This window comes from Aeromicrobium tamlense, assembly GCF_013408555.1.
GTDB classification, from domain to species: Bacteria; Actinomycetota; Actinomycetes; order Propionibacteriales; family Nocardioidaceae; genus Aeromicrobium; species Aeromicrobium tamlense.
In genome coordinates this window covers 2,442,855-2,461,326 of record NZ_JACBZN010000001.1, presented here as the reverse complement: position 1 = coordinate 2,461,326, position 18,472 = coordinate 2,442,855, and the positions used below count along the sequence as shown (strand labels likewise).

Below are 18,472 nucleotides of genomic sequence, written 5' to 3'. Positions count from 1 at the left end.
CCGACTCGGTCCGAGGTCGCCCTCCGAGCACTTAGGGTCGTCCTGACATCGCGTGCGCCCCTCGTGTCGGGCGCAGCCCTTGAGGAGGAAAAGTGCGTCGATTGAACAAGCTGACCGCAGCGGCCGCCGTGACCGCCCTGGTCTTCGCCGGAGCCGGCTGCTCGAAGAAGAGCACCGACGACGAGAGCGCCGCTGGCGAGGACTGCGTCGAGAAGGGCGACATCAAGGTCGGCATGGCCTTCGACGTCGGTGGTCGTGGTGACCAGTCCTTCAACGACTCGGCCGCCAAGGGCCTCGACAAGGCCGCGTGCGAGCTGGGCTTCGAGGTCAAGGACGCCGAGGCGCAGGACGGCGAGCCCGAGTCGGCTCGCGAGGAGCGTCTCCAGCAGCTGGTCGATGCCGGCTACAACCCGGTCGTCGCCGTGGGCTTCGCCTACTCCGCCGCCGTGGGCAAGATCTCCAAGGCCAACCCCGACGTGAACTTCGCGATCGTCGACGACGCCGTCGCCGCGGACAACGTCACCAACCTGCTGTTCGCCGAGGAGCAGGGCTCGTTCCTGGTCGGCGCGGCTGCCGCGCTCAAGTCCGAGACCGGCACGGTCGGCTTCGTCGGCGGTGTCGACACCGAGCTGATCCACAAGTTCGAGGCGGGCTACAAGGCCGGCGCCAAGGCCGTCAACCCCGACATCAAGGTCCAGTCGGTCTACCTGACCACGCCGCCGGACTTCAGCGGCTTCGGTGACCCGGCCAAGGGCAACACGGCCGCCACCGGCATGTTCGAGAAGGAGGCCGACGTCGTCTACCACGCCGCCGGCGGCTCGGGCGGCGGCGTCTTCCAGGCGGCCACCGACGCGGGCAAGTGGGCCATCGGCGTCGACTCCGACCAGGCCAAGACCGCCGACGAGTCGGTGCGCGACAGCATCCTGACCTCGATGACGAAGAACATCGACGTCGCGGTCTTCGACTTCCTCAAGGGCGTCGAGGCGGGCGACATCAAGACCGGCCCGCAGGTCTACGACCTCAAGGTCGACGGCGTCGGCTACTCCACCACCGGTGGTCACGTCGACGACATCAAGGAGAAGCTGGACGAGTACAAGCAGCAGATCATCGACGGCACCATCACGGTGCCCTCGAAGTGAGCGTGTCCTCGAAGCACTGAGGCCCGCGGCCCGGCCCTGCGCGATAGCGTGGGGCCGGGCCGCCCCTTTGGGTCCGCCGACCACCAGAAGGTGACATCGTGAGCATCACATCGGCCGAAACCGGCACCAACGCGAGCAGCGGCTCGGACGTCGTGGTCCGGCTCCGGGGCATCGGCAAGACGTTCCCCGGCGTCATCGCCAACCACGACATCGACATCGACGTCCGCCGCGGCACCATCCACGCGATCGTGGGGGAGAACGGCGCCGGCAAGTCCACGCTGATGAAGATCCTGTACGGCGTGCAGAAGCCCGACTCGGGCACGATCCAGATCGACGGCAGCGACGTCTCGTTCTCTTCGCCGTCCGACGCGATCGGGCACGGCGTCGGCATGGTCTTCCAGCACTTCATGCTCGCCGACAACCTCACCGTCCTGGAGAACGTCGTGCTGGGCGCCGAGAAGCTGCACGGAATCGGCGACCGCGCCCGCGAGCAGATCCGCAGCCTGTCGGAGACCTACGGCCTCGACATCCGCCCCGACGACCTCGTCGCCGACCTCGGCGTCGGCGCCCGCCAGCGCATCGAGATCCTCAAGGTCCTCTACCGCGGCGCGCGCATCATCATCCTCGACGAGCCCACCGCGGTCCTGGTGCCCCAGGAGGTCGACGAGCTGTTCGACAACCTGCGCGAGCTCAAGTCCGAGGGCCTCGCCGTCATCTTCATCTCCCACAAGCTCGACGAGGTGCTGTCGGTCGCCGACAGCGTCACCGTCGTCCGCCGTGGCACCACGGTCGAGACCGTGGCCGCCGACAGCGTCACCTCGCGCCAGCTGGCCGAGCTGATGGTCGGCTCCGAGCTGCCGAGCCCCAGCACCGAGCTGTCCACCGTCACCGACGTCGAGGTGCTCGAGGTCGTCGACCTCGGCCTGCCCGACCCGCGCGGTGGCCGCCCCCTGCTGGACGGCATCTCCTTCAGGATCCACCGCGGCGAGATCCTGGGCATCGCCGGCGTCGAGGGCAACGGCCAGGCCGAGCTCGTCGAGGCCATCATGGGCATGCGACCCGAGGCCACCGGCCGGGTCGAGCTCGACGACGCCGACATCGCCGACTGGTCCACGCGCCGTCGCCGCGAGGCCGGCATCGGCTACATCCCCGAGGACCGCCACCGCCAGGGCCTGCTGCTGGACGCCCCGCTGTGGGAGAACCGCGTCCTGGGCCACCAGACCCGCGAGCCCAACGTCGCCGGGCCCTTCATCGACCGCAACGGGGCCCGCAAGGACACGGACCGCATCGTCGCGGAGTACGACGTCCGCACCCCGAGCATCGACACGCTCGCCCGCGCCCTCTCCGGCGGCAACCAGCAGAAGCTGATCGTCGGCCGCGAGATGAGCAGCGACCCGAGCCTGCTGATCGCCGCGCACCCCACGCGCGGCGTCGACGTCGGCGCCCAGGCCGCCATCTGGGACCACATCAAGCGCGCCCGCCGCAACGGCCTGGCGGTGCTGCTGATCTCGGCCGATCTCGACGAGCTCATCGGCCTGTCCGACACGATCGCCGTGCTGCTGCGCGGACAGCTGGTCGGCACCTTCGACCCGGGCGAGGTCACGCCCCAGCAACTCGGCTCGGCCATGACCGGCGCCACCGACGAGGAGGAGTCCGCATGAGGACAGAGTCGCGGCTGACCCGGATCGGGCTGGCGCTGGCCGCTCCGGCGCTCGCCCTGGTCGTGGCCTTCGTGGTCACCAGCCTCGTGCTGATCCTGGCCGGCGACGACTGGATCGGCGTGTGGAGCCAGATCCTCAGCTGGCCCAGCAACCGCACGATGGTCAACATCCTCAACGCCGCCACGGTGTACTACCTGTCGGCGGTCGCGGTGGCCATCGGCTTCCGGATGAACCTGTTCAACATCGGCGTCGACGGGCAGTACCGGATCGCGTCCTTCGCGGCCGCGTGGGTGGCCGGCGAGGCCTGGCTGCCGGGCTTCCTGAACATCGCCCTCGCCCTCGTGGCCGGCATGCTCGTCGGCGCCATGTGGGCCGGCATCGCGGGCCTGCTGCGCGTCACCCGCGGCGTCTCCGAGGTCATCTCGACGATCATGCTCAACGCGATCGCGACCGCCGTGGTGGCCTACCTGCTGCGCAAGGTGGCCGTCCGCGAGGAGGGCAGCAACATCATCTCGACCAAGCCGGTGCCCGAGGGGAGCCGGATCCCCGGCATCCCGTTCCTCGGCGGCGAGGTCTACGGCTTCATCGTCGTGGCGATCATCGTGGGCATCGCCTACTGGCTGCTCATCAACCGCACGCGCTTCGGCTTCGACCTGCGCGCCGCGGGCCAGTCCGAGAGCGCGGCCGTCGCGTCGGGCATCAACGTCAAGAAGATGATCCTGGTGACGATGCTGCTCTCGGGTGCGGTGGCCGGCCTCGTGGGCATGCCGCTGCTGTTCGGCCAGGACTACGCCTACGGCTCCACGTTCCAGTCCGGACTGGGCTTCGCGGGCATCGCCATCGCGCTGCTGGGCCGCAACCACCCGGTCGGCATCGCGATCGGCGCGCTCCTGTTCGCGTTCCTCGACCAGCAGTCCAACCCGCTGCAGATCCTGCTCGACGTCTCGCCCGACATCGTCAAGGTCACCCAGGGCGTCATCGTGCTCGCCGTCGTCATCGCCTACGAGGTCGTCCGCCGCTACGGCGTCCGGCTCGAGCAGCGTCAGGTGGCGGCCGCCCTGGACTCCCAGCACCAGGAGAAGGAGGTGGCCCGATGAGCGTGGCGACCGACCCCGTGACCAACGTCCACGGCACTCCGCAGGGCCGCTTCCGCCTGAGCTGGCCATGGATCCTCATCGGCATCGCCGGCGTCCTGGTGATCATGTCGCTGCTGCGCATCATCACCGGCGTCGACGACCTCAGCTCGTCGGGCACGATCCGCGCCACCCTGATCGCCGCCGTCCCGATCGGCCTGGCCGGCCTCGGCGGCCTGTGGTCCGAGCGTGCGGGCGTGGTCAACATCGGCCTCGAGGGCATGATGATCCTCGGCACGTTCGGCGCCGGCTACTTCGGCTACTTCTACGGCCCGTGGCAGGGCGTGGTGGGCGCAATCCTGTTGGGCGCCGCCGGCGGCCTGCTGCACGCCGTCGCCACGGTCTACTTCGGCGTCGACCACATCGTCTCCGGCGTCGCGATCAACATCATCGCCGCGGGTGCCGTCCAGTACCTCGCGGGCATGGCCTTCTCGGGCGTCCCCGGTGGCGGCCAGACGCAGTCGCCGCCGATCGAGCGACTGCCCAGCATCACGATCTCGGGCCTGTCCGAGCCGTTGGGCGAGATCGAGCAGGAGAACTGGTTCTTCGTCTCCGAGGTCGCCGCGGTGCTGCGCGCGTTCGTCACCAACGTGTCGTCGCTGACGCTCATCGCGATCGCCCTGTTCGTGCTGACCTGGTGGGTGCTGTGGCGCACCGGCTTCGGCCTGCGTCTGCGCTCGGTCGGCGAGTCGCCGGCGGCCGCGGAGTCGCTCGGCGTCAACGTCTACCGCTACAAGTTCATCGCCGTGATCGCCTCGGGCGGCCTCGCGGGCCTCGCCGGCGGCTTCCTGGCGCTGGTGGCCGCGAACGCCTTCCGCGACGGACAGACCGGAGGCCGCGGCTACATCGGCCTCGCCGCCATGATCTTCGGCAACTGGCGTCCCGGCGGCCTGTTCGCCGGCGCCACGCTGTTCGGCTACACCGACACGCTGCGCCTGCGCGGCGGCGGCGAGACCGTGCACGCGCTGCTGCTGCTCGTGGCCGTCTTCCTGGTGATGCTGGCCGTCTGGCAGTGGCGTCAGCACGGCCAGCGCTCGGCGCTCATCGCCGCGGTGCTGGGCGTCATCGTCGCGGGCATCTACCTCACCACCGACCAGATCCCCAACGAGCTGGCCACCATGACGCCGTACGTCACCACGCTGCTCGTCCTCGCGGTGTTCAGCCAGAACCTGAGGATGCCCGCGGCGGACGGCAAGGTCTACCGGAAGGGCAGTGTCGGATGAGCGGATTCGGTTTCACCCCGGCCGAGGCGCCCGTCGACTGGGACGCCCTCACGAAGTACGCCGTCGAGGTCATGCAGCGCGCCTACGCGCCCTACTCGAAGTACAAGGTCGGCGCCGCCGGCCTCGTCGAGGACGGGCGGGTCGTGCTGGGCTGCAACGTCGAGAACGCGGCCTACGGCGTGGCCCTGTGCGCCGAGTGCGGCATGGTCTCGGCCCTGCACTCCACCGGTGGCGGCAAGCTCCGTGCGGTCGTGTGCGTCGAGGGACAGGGGCGCCCGGTCATGCCGTGCGGCCGTTGCCGACAATTGCTGTGGGAGAACGGCGGCCCCGAGTGCCAGCTGTTGACCGCCTCGGGCGTCAAGACGATGGCCGAGGTGCTCCCCGACGCCTTCGACGTGACGGACCTGGACGACTCATGAGCACGCTGACCACCTTCGACCCCACCGACGCCGACTTCCTGCGCGATCCCTACCCGGCCCTGGCCGATCTGCGCAGGCAGGGATCCCTGGTCTGGCACGAGCCGTGGTCGACGTGGTTGGCCACCGATCACGCCACCGTCGGCGCGGTGCTGAAGAACCGCGCCTTCGGGCGGCTGTGGCACGACTGGGAGCCGGTGGAGGAGATGGAGCCGTTCAACACGCTCCACCGCAACCAGCTCATGGAGAACGAGCCGCCCGCGCACACCCGCATGCGGCGCCTGCTGGCCGGCGCGTTCGGCCGCGGCCACGTCGAGCGCATGCGTCCGCGCATCGAGTCGCTCGCCGCCGACATGGTCGCCGCGCTGCCCGAGCAGTTCGACGTGCTGGCCGACTACGCCGAGCCGATGCCCGTCTACGTCATCTGCGACCTGCTGGGCGTCCCGCGCGAGGACCACGAGGACCTGCGCCGCTGGAGCCAGGCGATCGTGCACATGTACGAGAAGGACATCGACGAGGCCACGAAGGCCGAGGCCATCGAGGCCAGCACGGCGTTCGCCGACTACGTGCGCGAGGTCATCGCGATGCGTCGTGCGCAGCCCGGCGAGGACCTGGTCAGCGACCTCATCGCCGAGACCGACGCGGGCAAGGGCTTCACCGACGACGAGCTCGTCGCCACGGTGGTGCTGCTGCTCAACGCCGGCCACGAGGCCAGCGTCAACACGTTCGGCAACGGCTTCCACGCCCTGCTGACGCACCGCGACCAGCTCGCCCGCGTCACGAGCGGCGAGGTGCCGATCGATCTCGCGCTGGAGGAGCTCATCCGCTTCGACGCGCCGCTGCAGCTCTTCGAGCGCACCGCCACGAAGGACGTCGAGGTCGCCGGCCAGCTCGTCACCGCCGGGCAGAAGGTGGCGTGCCTGATGGGCTCGGCCAACCGCGACGCCGCAGTGTTCGAGGACGCCGACACGTTCGACGTGGGTCGCGACCCGAACCCTCACGTCGGCTTCGGGCTGGGCATCCACTTCTGCCTCGGCGCGCCGCTGGCGCGCCTCGAGCTCGGCATCACCCTGCGTGCCCTGCTCGACCGTTTCCCCGATCTCGTCCTCGCGGGCGAGTCCCCGCGTCGGCCCACGTGGGTCCTGCGCGGCTACGAGAGCATCCAGGTGTCTGCATGATCGAGCGGCAGCGAGAAATGAGAAGTGTCATGACGGTGCCGACGTACCGTGCTTTTTCCACGGAGGTGCCGGCATGACAGAGAAGTTCGCCCCCACCGACGTCATCGTCGCCAAGCGCGACGGCCACGAGCTGACCGACGACCAGATCGACTGGGTCGTCGACGCGTACACGCGCGGCGTCGTGGCCGACGAGCAGATGTCCGCGCTCGCGATGGCGATCCTGCTGAACGGCATGAACCGTCGCGAGATCGCCCGCTGGACCGCGGCGATGATCGCCACGGGCGAGCGGATGGACTTCTCCTCGCTGTCGCGGCCGACGGCCGACAAGCACAGCACCGGTGGCGTGGGCGACAAGATCACGCTGCCGCTCGCGCCCCTCGTGGCCGCGTGCGGCGTCGCCGTGCCGCAGCTGTCGGGCCGCGGTCTCGGCCACACGGGCGGCACGCTCGACAAGCTCGAGTCGATCCCCGGCTGGCGCGCGGCACTGTCGAACGACGAGATGATGACCCAGCTCGAGGACCTCGGCGCGGTCATCTGCGCCGCGGGCTCGGGCCTGGCGCCGGCGGACAAGAAGCTCTACGCCCTGCGCGACATCACCGGCACGGTGGAGGCGATCCCGCTCATCGCCAGCTCGATCATGAGCAAGAAGATCGCCGAGGGCACGGGCGCGCTCGTGCTGGACGTGAAGGTCGGCTCGGGCGCGTTCATGAAGCACGAGGCGGACGCCCGCGAGCTCGCCGAGACGATGGTCGCGCTCGGCACCGACGCGGGCGTGCGCACCGTGGCCCTGCTGACGGACATGTCGATCCCACTCGGCCTCACGGCGGGCAATGCCCTCGAGGTGCGCGAGTCGGTGGAGGTGCTGGCCGGAGGCGGCCCGTCCGACGTCGTCGAGCTCACCGTCGCGCTGGCCCGGGAGATGCTCCAGGCGGCCGGCGTCACCGACGTCGACCCGGCCGACGCACTCGCCGACGGCCGCGCGATGGACGCCTGGAAGGCCATGATCCGCGCGCAGGACGGCGATCCCGATGCGGAGCTGCCCGTCGCGCGCGAGACCGAGACCGTCACGGCCGACGCCGACGGCGTGCTCACCTCGCTCGACGCCTACGCCGTGGGCGTGGCCGCGTGGCGACTCGGCGCGGGCCGCTCGCGTCCGGGCGAGGCCGTCCAGGCCGGTGCCGGCGTCGAGCTGCACGCCAAGCCCGGCGACACCGTCCGGGCCGGGCAGCCGCTGCTGACCCTGCACACCGACACGCCCGAGCGGTTCGAGCGGGCACGCGAGGCGCTCGAGGGCGGCTGGTCGATCGGTGCCTCGGGGCCCCGGGCGACGCCGATCGTCATCGACCGCATCGGCGGCTGACGGCAGCGTCCCGTGGGACATCCGGGGCCCATGGTGTGGCGCGGGACACGGTAGGTTCGGACCCATGCGCATCCTGAACGACAGAGCCGAGATCGCCGCGTCCTCCGGGACCGAGCTGGGCGTCAGCTCATGGATCGAGATCCACCAGGACCGCATCGACATGTTCGCCGATGCGACCGGTGACCGGCAGTGGATCCACGTCGATCCCGAGCGCGCGGCCGACGGCCCGTTCGGCGCCACGATCGCCCACGGCTACCTCACGCTCTCGCTGCTGCCGTTCCTCGGCGCCCAGGTCTACGCGTTCGCCGGCGACCGCGCCCGCGTCAACTACGGCCTCAACCGCGTGCGCTTCATGGCGCCCGTGAAGGTCGGCTCGAAGGTCCGCAACCGTGTGGAGGTCCTCGACGTCCGCGACATCGAGAAGGGACAGCAGGTGACGCTGCAGCACACCGTCGAGATCGAGGGCAGCGAGAAGCCGGCGTGCATCGCCGAGACCGTCACCCTGCTGATGGACGCCTGACATGAGGGCCACGCCGGAGCAGATCGCCGCCGCTCCCAAGGTCGCCCTGCACGAGCACCTCGACGGGGGAGTGCGCCCCGAGACGGTCGCCGAGATCGCCCTCGAGATCGGTCACGACCTGCCGGCCGCGCCCGAGGACCTCGGCGCCTGGTTCGAGGAGGCGTCCTCGTCGGGCTCGCTCGTGCGCTACCTCGAGACCTTCCAGCACACCGTGGGCGTCATGCAGCGCCCCGAGGACCTGGCCCGCGTCGCGCGCGAGGCCGTGCTCGACCTCGCCGCCGACGGCGTGGTCTACGCCGAGCTGCGCTGGGCCCCCGAGCAGCACCAGAACGCCGGACTGTCGATCGAGGAGGCCGTCGAGGCCGTCCAGGCCGGCATCGACGAGGGCGTCGCGCTCGTGCGCGAGCAGGGCCGGGCGATGGTCGTCGGCCAGCTGCTCACCGCCATGCGGCACGCGTCGCGCGGGCTCGAGATCGCGAAGGTCGCGGTGGAGTACCGAGACCGGGGCGTGCTCGGCTTCGACATCGCGGGCGCCGAGGACGGCTTCCCGCCGATCCTGCACCTCGAGGCGTTCGAGTACCTGCGCCGCGAGAACGCCCACTTCACGATCCACGCCGGCGAGGCGTTCGGCCTGCCGTCGATCTGGCAGGCCGTGCAGCGCTGCGGCGCCGACCGCCTCGGTCACGGCGTGCGGATCGTCGACGACATCGACTTCTCGGCCTCGCCGACGGCGCACCTCGGCCGCCTCGCGGCGTACATCCGCGACCGTCGCATCCCCTTGGAGATGTGCCCGTCGTCGAATCTGCAGACCGGCGCCGTCGCCGGGATGACGTCGATCGCCGACCACCCGATCGGCCCGCTGGCCGAGCTGGGCTTCCGCGTCACGATCAACAGCGACAACCGACTCATGAGCGGCACCTCGATCGGCCGCGAGATGAACCTGCTGACCGACGCCTTCGGCTACAGCCTGGGCGACCTGCGCTGGTTCACCGTCAACGCCATGAAGAGCGCCTTCGCCCCGTTCGACGAGCGACTCACGCTCATCAACGAGGTCATCAAGCCCGGCTACGCGGCCCTCGGCCACTGACCGCCCGCCCGTCTCTCGCTAGCGGCGTGAGGTCAGGAAGCGGTAGGCGCGGCGCGGGTGCATCGGGACGCAGCCCGCGGCGACGGCCTCGGCGATGACGCGCGGCTGGTCCCTCATGAGGCGCCAGCCGCGGCGCACCAAGGTCATCGGCGGCTTGCGTGACTCGTGCAGGTCGCGCACGAGCCGCAGCCAGAAGACGACGGGCCGCGGACGGGTGAGGCAGATCGCCGCGTCGAGCACGCCGGCCTCGCGGCACGGCGCGACCATGTCGGTGGCGAAGAGGCCCTCGGCGATGAAGCGGTCGCCGTTCAGCACGACCTCGTGCGTGCCGACGGCCTGGCTCACCGAGATGTCGTAGACCGGCACCTGGGTGCGGCCGTGGCGGCAGAGCTCCTCGATGGCCGTCATGGCTGCCTCGAGGTTCCACGAGCGGACGTCGTCCCAGTCGACGATCCCGAGCGTGCTCAGCGGGAGCCCGGGGTGGTCGTGGTCGTGGTAGAAGTCGTCGAGCCGCAGCACGGTCCAGCCGAGCCGCTCGGCCAGGTGGGACTTCCCCGACCCGGACGGGCCGGCCAGGATCACGACGTGCGGCATGGGTGCGAGCGTATCGAGACGCGTCGGCGGCCGTTCGCCCCGGGGAGCGGTGAGCTGTCAACCTCTCGACTCGGGTATCGGTCAGCGATCAACCGCATCAGGTGCGAAGAGGTTGACGGCTCACCGCCACGCCGAGGGAAGGGTTGACAGCTCACCGCTCCAGCGGGACGTCAGACGCCGATCGGGTGCCAGACGGTCTTGTGCTCGAGGAACGGCGTGATGCGGGTGAGCGCCTGGGCCGTGGAGGTGCCGGGGCGCACGACGCGCTTGAGGTTCACCGCGGCCTCGGCCTCCAGGTCGCGCGCGACGTCGGCGTCGTCGACGCCGGTCAGGTCGAGCGCGTTGACGTCGAGGTGCGTGGCCAGCCACGGGCCGATCTCCGCGATGTCGCCGGTCAGCACGTTGACCACGCCGCCGGGCACGTCGGAGGTCGAGAGGATCTCCGAGAGCGTGATGGCGGGCAGCGGACGCTCGTAGGACGACACGACGACCGCCGTGTTGCCCGACAGCAGCACCGGGGCGAGCACCTCGACCAGGCCCAGCAGCGACGACTGCTGCGGCGCGGCGATCGCCACGACGCCCGTGGGCTCGGGCGAGGTGAGGTTGAAGAACGGCCCGTTCACCTGGTTGGCGTTGCCGGTGACCTGCGAGAGCTTGTCGGCCCAGCCGGCGTACCAGACCCACGTGTCGACGGCGGCGTCGACGATCGCGTTGGCACGACGCTCGTTGACGCCCTCGGCGGCGCGGACCTCGGCGACCAGCTGGTCGCGGCGGCCCTCGAGGACCTCGGCCACGCGGTAGAGGATCTGGCCCCGGTTGTAGGGCGTGCGCTTCGACCAGCCGCCGAAGGCCTTGCGGGCCGCGCCGACCGCGTCGCGGGCGTCCTTGCGCGACGCCTTCGCGGCGTTGGCCAGGAACTTCCCGCGCGAGGACGCGACCTCGTACGTGCGGCCGGACTCCGAGCGGGGGAACGCCCCGCCGATGAACAGCTTGTAGGTCTTGCGGACGTCGACGCGCTCGCTCATGCCGGCACCTCCGTAGAAAGGGCACAGTACGCAGGTGCCGTCATTCGATGTGTCATGGTCGCTCGCTGACGCTCGCTCATCGGGAAGCCTCCAGGTAGCTGGAGAGTCCGTGGCGGCCGCCCTCGCGGCCGTAGCCGGACTCCTTGTACCCGCCGAACGGAGAGGCGGGATCGAACTGGTTGAACGTGTTGGCCCAGACCACGCCGGCGCGCAGCTGGTCGGCCATGGCGAGAATGCGCGAGCCCTTCTCGGTCCACACGCCGGCCGACAGGCCGTAGGGCGTGTTGTTGGCCTTCTCGATCGCCTCGGCGGGCGTGCGGAAGGTCAGCACCGACAGGACCGGGCCGAAGATCTCCTCGCGCGCGATCCGGTGCGCCTGCGTGACGCCGGTGAAGATCGTCGGGGCGTACCAGTAGCCGCGCTCGGGCAGCTCGCACGGAGCGCTCCAGCGGTCGGCGCCCTCGTCGTCGCCGGTGGCGGCGAGGTCGCGGATGCGGCCCAGCTGCTCGGCCGAGTTGATCGCGCCGACGTCGGTGTTCTTGTCGAGCGGGTCGCCCAGGCGCAGCGTGGCCATGCGGGTCTTGAGGCGGTCGAGGACCTCCTCGGCGACGCTCTCCTGCACGAGCAGGCGCGAGCCGGCGCAGCACACGTGGCCCTGGTTGAAGAAGATGCCGCGGACGATGCCCTCGACGGCCTGGTCCATCGGCGCGTCGTCGAACACGATGTTCGCGGCCTTGCCGCCGAGCTCGAGGGTGAGGCGCTTGTCCGTGCCGGCGACGGCGCGGGCGATCTCGCGGCCCACCGGGGTGGAGCCGGTGAACGCGACCTTGTTCACGTCCGGGTGCGACACGAGGTGGCGACCGGTCTCGCCGGCGCCCGTGACGATGTTGACGACACCCGCGGGCAGCTCGGCCTGGCGGCACACGTCGGCGAACAGCAGGGCCGTCAGCGGCGTGGTCTCGGCCGGCTTGAGGACGACCGTGTTGCCGGCCGCGAGGGCGGGCGCGACCTTCCACGCCAGCATCAGCAGCGGGAAGTTCCACGGGATGACCTGCGCGGCGACGCCGAGCGGCTGCGGGTTCGGGCCGAGGCCCGCGTGATCGAGCTTGTCCGCCCAGCCCGCGTGGTAGAAGAACCACTGCGAGACCAGGGGCACGTCGACGTCGCGCGACTCCTTGATCGGCTTGCCGTTGTCGAGCGTCTCCAGGACGGCGAACTCGCGGCTGCGCTCGGCCAGGATGCGGGCGATCCGGAACAGGTACTTGGCGCGCTCGCGGCCGGGCATGGGTCCCCACACGCGGTCGTAGGCGCGACGGGCGGCGCGGACGGCGCGGTCGACGTCGTCCTCGTTGGCCTCGGCGACCTCGGCGAGGACCTCCTCGGTGGCGGGGTTGACGGTCTTGAACGCCGTGCCGCCGCCGTCGGTGAACTCACCGTCGACGAAGAGGCCGTAGCTGGCCTGGAGGTCGACGATGGAGCGCGACTCCGGTGCGGGGGCGTATTCGAACTTGGGCATGTCTGATCAGTCCAGGGTCACGTAGTCGGGGCCGGAGTAGCGGCCGGTGAGCATCTTCTGGCGCTGCATGAGCAGGTCGTTGAGCAGCGACGAGGCGCCGAACCGGAACCAGTCGGGGTCCAGCCAGTCCTCGCCCGCGACCTCGTTGACGACGACCAGGTACTTGATCGCGTCCTTCGAGGTGCGGATGCCGCCCGCGGGCTTGACGCCCACCTGGCGGCCGGTGGCGATGCGGTAGTCGCGCACGGCCTCGAGCATGAGCAGCGTGGTCGGCAGCGTCGCGGCGGGCTGCACCTTGCCGGTGCTGGTCTTGATGAAGTCCGCGCCGGCGTCCATCGCCAGCCAGGAGGCGCGGCGGATGTTGTCGTAGGTCTGCAGCTCGCCGGTCTCGAGGATCACCTTGAGGTGGGCGCTGCCGGAGGCCTCCTTGACGGCCACGATCTGCTCGTGGACCTTCTCGAGGTCGCCCGACAGGAACGCGCCACGGTCGATGACCATGTCGATCTCGTCGGCGCCCGCGGCCACGGCGGCGGCGGTGTCGGCCAGCTTGACCTCGATCGGCGCGCGGCCCGACGGGAACGCGGTGGCGACGGCCGCGACGTGCAGGCGGTCGCCGACGACCTCGCGCACGAACGGGACCATGTCGGGGTAGACGCAGACGGCCGCGGCAGCGGGGCACGAGGGATCGGTGGGGTCGGGGCGCAGCGCCTTGGTGGCCAGCGCCCGCACCTTGCCGGGGGTGTCCGCACCCTCGAGCGTGGTGAGGTCGACCATCGAGATGGCGAGGTCGATCGCCCACTGCTTGGACGTCGTCTTGATCGAGCGCGTGCCCAGCTGGGCGGCCCGTGCCTCGAGGCCGACCTGGTCGACGCCCGGGAGGCGGTCGAGTCCCGCCTTCAGGCTGGTGCTCATCGGTTGGTCCCTTCGGAGAGCGGGTTCTGTTCGGGTCGCGTGGCGTCGAGGCTGCGGCGGGCCGCTGCGACGACGGCGTCGACGGTGATGCCGCGCTCGGCGAGCACGAGATCGCCGGCTCCGCTGGCACCGAACTCCTCGACACTCACTATCTCACCGTGGGTGCCCACGTAGCGATGCCAACCGGTGCCGGTTCCGGCCTCCACGCTGACTCGTGCGGCGATGGCGCGGGGGAGGACCGACTCGCGGTAGGCGAGGTCCTGCTCCTCGAACCACTCGAGGCACGGGGCCGAGACGACACGGACGCCGATGCCCTCCGCGGTGAGGAGGTCGCGCGCCTGCATCGCCAGGCCCACCTCGGAGCCGGTGGCGACGATGATGAGGTCGGGCGTGGCGTCGGCGTCGGCCAGCACGTAGGCACCGCGGTGGGCGCCCTCGCCGGCCGGCACGTCCGCGCTCACGACCGGCACGCCCTGGCGGCTCAGCACGAGGGCGGTCGGGCGGTCGGCGGTGAGGATCCGCGTCCACGCGTCCACGGTCTCGGTCCAGTCGGCCGGGCGGACGACGTCGAGGCCGGGGATGGCGCGGTGCGACCAGAGATGCTCGACCGGCTGGTGCGTCGGCCCGTCCTCGCCCACGCCGACCGAGTCGTGCGTCCAGACGTAGGTGACGGGCAGGCCCATGAGCGCGGCCAGGCGCACCGACGGGCGCATGTAGTCGGAGAAGACGAAGAACGTGGCGCCGAACGGGTGCGAGTACCCGGCGAGCGCGATGCCGTTGAGGACCGCGCCCATGGCGTGCTCGCGGATGCCGAAGTGGACGAGGCTGCCGTCGGGGCCGCCGGGCCACTCGTCGCCCGCGTAGTCGGTGGGCGTGAAGCTGCGGGCGCCGGAGATCACCACGTTGTTGGTCTCGGCGAGGTCGGCGGAGCCGCCCCACAGCCACGGCAGCTCGGCCGCCACCGTGTTGAGGACCGCGCCGCTGGCGATGCGGGTGGCCACCTTCTGCGGCTCGGCGCGCAGGGCGGAGAGCTTCTCGCGGGCGGCGGGGGTGACGTCGCGCTCGCGCATGCGGTCGTGCAGGGCCGCGCGCTCGGGGTCGGCGCTGCGCCACGCGTCGTACCGCGTCTGCCAGTCCTCCCGGGCGGCCGCGCCGCGCTCACGCACGCGGCGGGCGTGGGCGAGGGCCTCGGCGGGCATCGCGAAGAACTGCTCGGGATCCAGGCCCAGCGCCTCCTTGGTGGCGGCCACCTCGGCGTCGCCGGGCGCGCCGGAGTGGGCGCCGGCGGTGCCGCCGACGGTGGGCATCGGGTGGCCGATGCGGGTGCGCAGGCGGACGAAGACGGGCTGGCCGGTCACGGCGACCGCCGCGTCGAAGCCGGCGCGGATCGCGTCCGGGTCCTCGGCGTCCTCGATCTCCACGATCGCCCAGCCGTAGGCGCGGTAGCGAGCGACGACGTCCTCGGTGAACGCGATGGCGGTGTCGCCCTCGATGGAGATGCGGTTGTCGTCCCAGACGAGGATCAGCCCGTCCAGGCCGAGCGTGCCGGCGAGGGAGGAGGCCTCCTGCGAGACGCCCTCGGACAGGCATCCGTCGCCCGCGACGCACCACGTGCGGTAGCGGAACAGGCCCTCGTCGGGGGTGGTCTCGGGCTCGAGCAGCGCGTGCACGCGGCGGGCCGACATCGCCAGGCCGACCGCGTTGCCGACGCCCTGGCCCAGCGGACCGGTGGTGGTCTCGACGCCGGGCGTGTGACCCCACTCGGGGTGCCCGGGGGTGAGGCTGCCGAGCGCGCGGGCCTTCTTCAGGTCGTCGAGCTCGAGGCCGTAGCCGCTGAGGTAGTGCTGCAGGTACAGCGAGAGGCTGGTGTGCCCGGCCGACAGGACGAACCGGTCACGGCCCTCCCAGTCGGGGTGGGCGGGATCGTGACGCAGGTACTCCTGGAACAGGACGTACAGGGCGGGGGTCAGGCTGACGGCGGTGCCGGCGTGCCCGTTGCCCTTCGCCTGGACCACGTCGAGGGGCAGGACACGTGCGTGCCGCACCGCCTCGAGGTCGAGGGGGTCGCGCCAGCCGGTCGGGGAGGTGTTCTCGGTAGGGGCCACGGGGTCAACCGTAGAGGTCCGGCGGGCTTTTGTCTAACGTTGCGCAAAAGTCCCGAGGGTGCCGGGCTTCAGGCGTCGACGAGCGCGTCCACGCGCTCGGGCGCCAGTGCCGCGTCGGCCGCCATCTGGGCCGCGCCGAGCAGGCCCGCGTCCGCGCCGAGGGGCGACGCGATCACGCTGAGGTCGGTCGTCGCGAGCGGGTGCGAGCGCTCGAAGACGCGCTCGCGAACACCGTCGACCAGCAGGTCACCGGACTCCGCGAGGTCGCCGCCGACCACGACCATCGCCGGGTTGAGCACCCCGACGGCCTCGACGACGACGTCGCCGATCCGCCGTCCCGCGGCGCGCAGGGCCGAGGTGGCATCCCGGTCGCCGTTCGTGGCCAGGGCCACGACGTCGGCCGACGTGCGGACCGGGTGCCCGAGCTCGCGCAGGCGGGCCGCGATGGCCCAGGCCCCCGCCGAGGCCTCGGCGCAGCCGCGCTGTCCGCAGCGGCAGCGGGGCCCGTCGTCGTGGGGGATGTGCCCGAGGTCGCCGGCGCCGCCGCGCGCGCCGTGCAGCACGCTGCCGCGCGAGATGATGCCGGCACCGATGCCCATGCCCACCTTCACGACGAGCAGGTCGTCCGCGCCGGGCACGGCGTCGGCCCGCAGGGCGCGGTGGACGCCGAGCGCGACGAGGTTGGCGTCCTTGTCGACCACGATCGGCGCGTTGACGAGCGGACCGAGGCGCGCGGCCACGTCGGCGCCGTCCCAGCCGCGCATCGTCGGCGGGCTCACGAGCCGCCCGGTGCGCTGGTCGACGGGCCCGGGCACGCCGATCGCGACGCCCAGCACGGGGGAGGTGGCCTCGACCTCGAGCTGCTCGAAGGCGCGCGCGACACCGGCCAGGACCACGTCGGGGCCGTCGTCGATCGCGATGTCCTCGTCGAGTGCAGTGAGGACGCGGCCCGTCAGGTCGGCGATGCCGTAGCGCGCGTGGCTGCTGCCGATGTCGGCGACGAGCAGCGCGCCGCGGGTCTCGGCGAGGTCGAAGACGCCGGCGGGGCGGCCGCCCGTGGTGCGGTCGTCCTCCCGCGCGTGGATCAGTCCGGAGCGCACGAGGCCCTCCAGTCGGTGCGTGGCCGTGGCGCGCGAGAGGCCGGACAGCTCGACGACCTGTGCGCGGGTCAGGGGCCCGTGGGCGCGGAACAGTGCCAGGACCCCACCATGACCGGACACCCCGTCGCCTCTCGTCGTTCCTCGTGATCTCTGGCCGACACCGTAGTACGTCAGGCGGAGCCGCCGCGGTCGACCAGCCGTCCGATCTCGGCCGGCTCGAGTATTCCGTCGCTCACCAGGTGCGCCAGCCCCACCAGCCCTTCCCGCGGGTGCAGGCTGCTGGCGACGATGGAGAGCTCGGAGGTGGCCAGCGGCAGGGACCGGCTGTACACGCGCTCGCGGATCGCCGGCAGCAGGTGGTCGCCCCCGGCCGCGACGAGGTGTCCGGCCAGCACGACCACGCGGGGGTTGAGCAGGTTGACGGCGGTGGCGACGGCGGTGCCGATCACCTGGCCGGCCCGGCGCGCCAGCTGGACCGCGGTGGGGTCGCCGGAGGCGAGTGCCGCGATGAGGTCGTCCTGGGACGTCGCCGTGGAGCCGGTCTCCTGCAGGTCGCGCAGGATCGCCCAGCCGCCGGCGCGGGCCTCGAGGCAGCCGTGGTTGCCGCACTTGCACAGCGGGCCCTCGTCGTCGCCCGGCAGGGTCATCGGGATGTGTCCGAGGTCGCCGGCGGCCCCGTCAGCGCCGCGGTAGAGGCTGCCCTCGCGGATGAGGCCGCTGCCGATGCCGGTGCCGATCTTCACGAGCAGCAGGTCGTCGGCCTCGGGGTGGGAGAAGCGCGCCTCCCCGTACGCCATCGCGTTCGCGTCCTTCTCGAGGAAGACGGGGGAGGAGGCGAAGCGCTCGTGGAACCAGGCCGGGACGTCGAAGCGGTTCCACAGCGGCATGATCGGCGGGTTCACCGACATGCCGGAGCCGCGCTTGACCGGCGCGGGCAGGCTCAGGCCGATGCCGAGGATCTCGTCGGCGTCGGTGCCGGTGTCGCGCAGGAAGGACTCGAAGCACTCGAGGATCGAGGCGAGCAGCACCTCGGGCCCCGCCGTGACGTCGGACGGCCGCTCGATCTCGGACTCGACGTCGCCGCCGAGGTTGCACAGGCCGGCGCGGAACTTCGTGGCGCCGACGTCGGCGGCGAGCAGCTTGCCGCGCTCGCTGTTGAAGGAGAAGACCTCGGCGGGCCGGCCCTTCGTGGCCACCTCACGCGCCGAGCCGGTGACCAGGCGCCCCTCCAGGAGCGCGTCGATCCGCAGGTTGACCCCGCTGCGGGACAGGCCGGTCTCGGCCACGATCTCCGCGCGGGTCATGCCGCCCTTGCGTCGCAGCAGGGACAGCGTCTCGCTGATCCCCTCATCGAAGGTGGCCATGGCCCCCCATTCTGGCGTTCTCGGCAGCGGGCCGAGGCTGATTTCGGATGCTGCTTGCGCGTGTTCTACGGTGTGTCGTACATTACACGACAGAAAGTGTCGTATTAACAACACTCAAGATCAAAAGCCGCGTCGCCCG

Annotated in this window: 16 protein-coding genes; 9 read left to right on the top strand and 7 right to left on the bottom strand. The window is 71.4% G+C overall.

The features are described from left to right. The first annotated feature begins 92 nt into the window (after positions 1–92). The 9 genes from BJ975_RS12195 (at position 93) to BJ975_RS12155 (ending at position 9,717) form a co-directional block, all read left to right on the top strand. Positions 93–1,139: a BMP family lipoprotein gene (locus BJ975_RS12195; RefSeq protein ID WP_269305414.1), complete on the top strand. Its 1,047-nt coding sequence runs from the start codon at positions 93–95 to the stop codon at positions 1,137–1,139. Positions 1,140–1,237: 98 nt separating this feature from the next. Next, positions 1,238–2,800, top strand: a complete 1,563-nt coding sequence (locus BJ975_RS17140) for an ABC transporter ATP-binding protein (RefSeq protein ID WP_269305416.1) — start codon at positions 1,238–1,240, stop codon at positions 2,798–2,800. Then, complete coding sequence (locus BJ975_RS12185) at positions 2,797–3,897, top strand: ABC transporter permease (protein ID WP_179426272.1); 1,101 nt, start codon at positions 2,797–2,799, stop codon at positions 3,895–3,897. Before BJ975_RS17140 ends, BJ975_RS12185 begins: the two co-directional genes overlap by 4 nt. Continuing rightward, positions 3,894–5,156 (top strand): ABC transporter permease, encoded by a 1,263-nt coding sequence (locus BJ975_RS12180; RefSeq protein ID WP_179426270.1) that lies wholly within the window; start codon positions 3,894–3,896, stop codon positions 5,154–5,156. The genes BJ975_RS12185 and BJ975_RS12180 overlap by 4 nt, the downstream gene beginning before the upstream one ends. Further along, the gene (locus BJ975_RS12175; protein WP_179426268.1) at positions 5,153–5,575 is read left to right on the top strand and encodes a cytidine deaminase; all 423 of its coding nucleotides are present in this window, start codon (positions 5,153–5,155) and stop codon (positions 5,573–5,575) included. The genes BJ975_RS12180 and BJ975_RS12175 overlap by 4 nt, the downstream gene beginning before the upstream one ends. Continuing rightward, entirely contained in the window at positions 5,572–6,750 is a 1,179-nt protein-coding gene (locus BJ975_RS12170) for a cytochrome P450 (protein WP_179426266.1), read from the top strand. Before BJ975_RS12175 ends, BJ975_RS12170 begins: the two co-directional genes overlap by 4 nt. Before the next feature lie 73 nt (positions 6,751–6,823). Continuing rightward, positions 6,824–8,110, top strand: a complete 1,287-nt coding sequence (locus BJ975_RS12165) for a thymidine phosphorylase (protein ID WP_179426264.1) — start codon at positions 6,824–6,826, stop codon at positions 8,108–8,110. Positions 8,111–8,174: 64 nt separating this feature from the next. After that, entirely contained in the window at positions 8,175–8,630 is a 456-nt protein-coding gene (locus BJ975_RS12160; RefSeq protein WP_179426262.1) for a MaoC family dehydratase, read from the top strand. A gap of 1 nt (position 8,631) precedes the next feature. Continuing rightward, a complete protein-coding gene (locus BJ975_RS12155; RefSeq protein ID WP_179426260.1) occupies positions 8,632–9,717 on the top strand; it encodes an adenosine deaminase in 1,086 nt (361 codons plus the stop codon). Between the two features lie 18 nt (positions 9,718–9,735). Here BJ975_RS12155 and BJ975_RS12150 read toward each other — a convergent pair whose 3' ends face one another. From BJ975_RS12150 to BJ975_RS12120, 7 genes are all read right to left on the bottom strand, one after another. Then, positions 9,736–10,311, bottom strand: a complete 576-nt coding sequence (locus BJ975_RS12150; protein WP_179426258.1) for a uridine kinase family protein — start codon at positions 10,309–10,311, stop codon at positions 9,736–9,738. A 170-nt stretch (positions 10,312–10,481) separates the two neighbouring features. Next, positions 10,482–11,336 (bottom strand): aldehyde dehydrogenase family protein, encoded by an 855-nt coding sequence (locus tag BJ975_RS12145; RefSeq protein ID WP_179426256.1) that lies wholly within the window; start codon positions 11,334–11,336, stop codon positions 10,482–10,484. A gap of 76 nt (positions 11,337–11,412) precedes the next feature. Next, complete coding sequence (locus BJ975_RS12140) at positions 11,413–12,852, bottom strand: aldehyde dehydrogenase family protein (protein WP_179426254.1); 1,440 nt, start codon at positions 12,850–12,852, stop codon at positions 11,413–11,415. A 6-nt stretch (positions 12,853–12,858) separates the two neighbouring features. Next, positions 12,859–13,764, bottom strand: coding sequence for a deoxyribose-phosphate aldolase (deoC, locus tag BJ975_RS12135; RefSeq protein WP_179426252.1), 906 nt, complete (start codon positions 13,762–13,764; stop codon positions 12,859–12,861). After that, positions 13,761–15,869, bottom strand: a complete 2,109-nt coding sequence (tkt, locus tag BJ975_RS12130) for a transketolase (protein ID WP_179426250.1) — start codon at positions 15,867–15,869, stop codon at positions 13,761–13,763. Before tkt ends, deoC begins: the two co-directional genes overlap by 4 nt. 68 nt (positions 15,870–15,937) lie before the next feature. Next, a complete protein-coding gene (locus BJ975_RS12125) occupies positions 15,938–17,089 on the bottom strand; it encodes an ROK family transcriptional regulator (protein WP_179426248.1) in 1,152 nt (383 codons plus the stop codon). Positions 17,090–17,139: 50 nt separating this feature from the next. Continuing rightward, the gene (locus BJ975_RS12120; protein WP_179426246.1) at positions 17,140–18,333 is read right to left on the bottom strand and encodes an ROK family transcriptional regulator; all 1,194 of its coding nucleotides are present in this window, start codon (positions 18,331–18,333) and stop codon (positions 17,140–17,142) included. Positions 18,334–18,472 lie beyond the last annotated feature (139 nt).

What these genes read in the sequence shown, in the direction of transcription:
- BJ975_RS12185 (WP_179426272.1), top strand. Translation starts at nt 2,797, where the DNA reads ATGAGGACAGAGTCGCGGCTGACCCGGATCGGGCTGGCGCTGGCCGCT.
- BJ975_RS12180 (WP_179426270.1), top strand. Translation starts at nt 3,894, where the DNA reads ATGAGCGTGGCGACCGACCCCGTGACCAACGTCCACGGCACTCCGCAG.
- BJ975_RS12175 (WP_179426268.1), top strand. Translation starts at nt 5,153, where the DNA reads ATGAGCGGATTCGGTTTCACCCCGGCCGAGGCGCCCGTCGACTGGGAC.
- BJ975_RS12170 (WP_179426266.1), top strand. Translation starts at nt 5,572, where the DNA reads ATGAGCACGCTGACCACCTTCGACCCCACCGACGCCGACTTCCTGCGC.
- BJ975_RS12165 (WP_179426264.1), top strand. Translation starts at nt 6,824, where the DNA reads ATGACAGAGAAGTTCGCCCCCACCGACGTCATCGTCGCCAAGCGCGAC.
- BJ975_RS12160 (WP_179426262.1), top strand. Translation starts at nt 8,175, where the DNA reads ATGCGCATCCTGAACGACAGAGCCGAGATCGCCGCGTCCTCCGGGACC.
- BJ975_RS12155 (WP_179426260.1), top strand. Translation starts at nt 8,632, where the DNA reads ATGAGGGCCACGCCGGAGCAGATCGCCGCCGCTCCCAAGGTCGCCCTG.
- BJ975_RS12150 (WP_179426258.1), bottom strand. Translation starts at nt 10,311, where the DNA reads ATGCCGCACGTCGTGATCCTGGCCGGCCCGTCCGGGTCGGGGAAGTCC.
- BJ975_RS12145 (WP_179426256.1), bottom strand. Translation starts at nt 11,336, where the DNA reads ATGAGCGAGCGCGTCGACGTCCGCAAGACCTACAAGCTGTTCATCGGC.
- BJ975_RS12140 (WP_179426254.1), bottom strand. Translation starts at nt 12,852, where the DNA reads ATGCCCAAGTTCGAATACGCCCCCGCACCGGAGTCGCGCTCCATCGTC.
- deoC (WP_179426252.1), bottom strand. Translation starts at nt 13,764, where the DNA reads ATGAGCACCAGCCTGAAGGCGGGACTCGACCGCCTCCCGGGCGTCGAC.
- BJ975_RS12120 (WP_179426246.1), bottom strand. Translation starts at nt 18,333, where the DNA reads ATGGCCACCTTCGATGAGGGGATCAGCGAGACGCTGTCCCTGCTGCGA.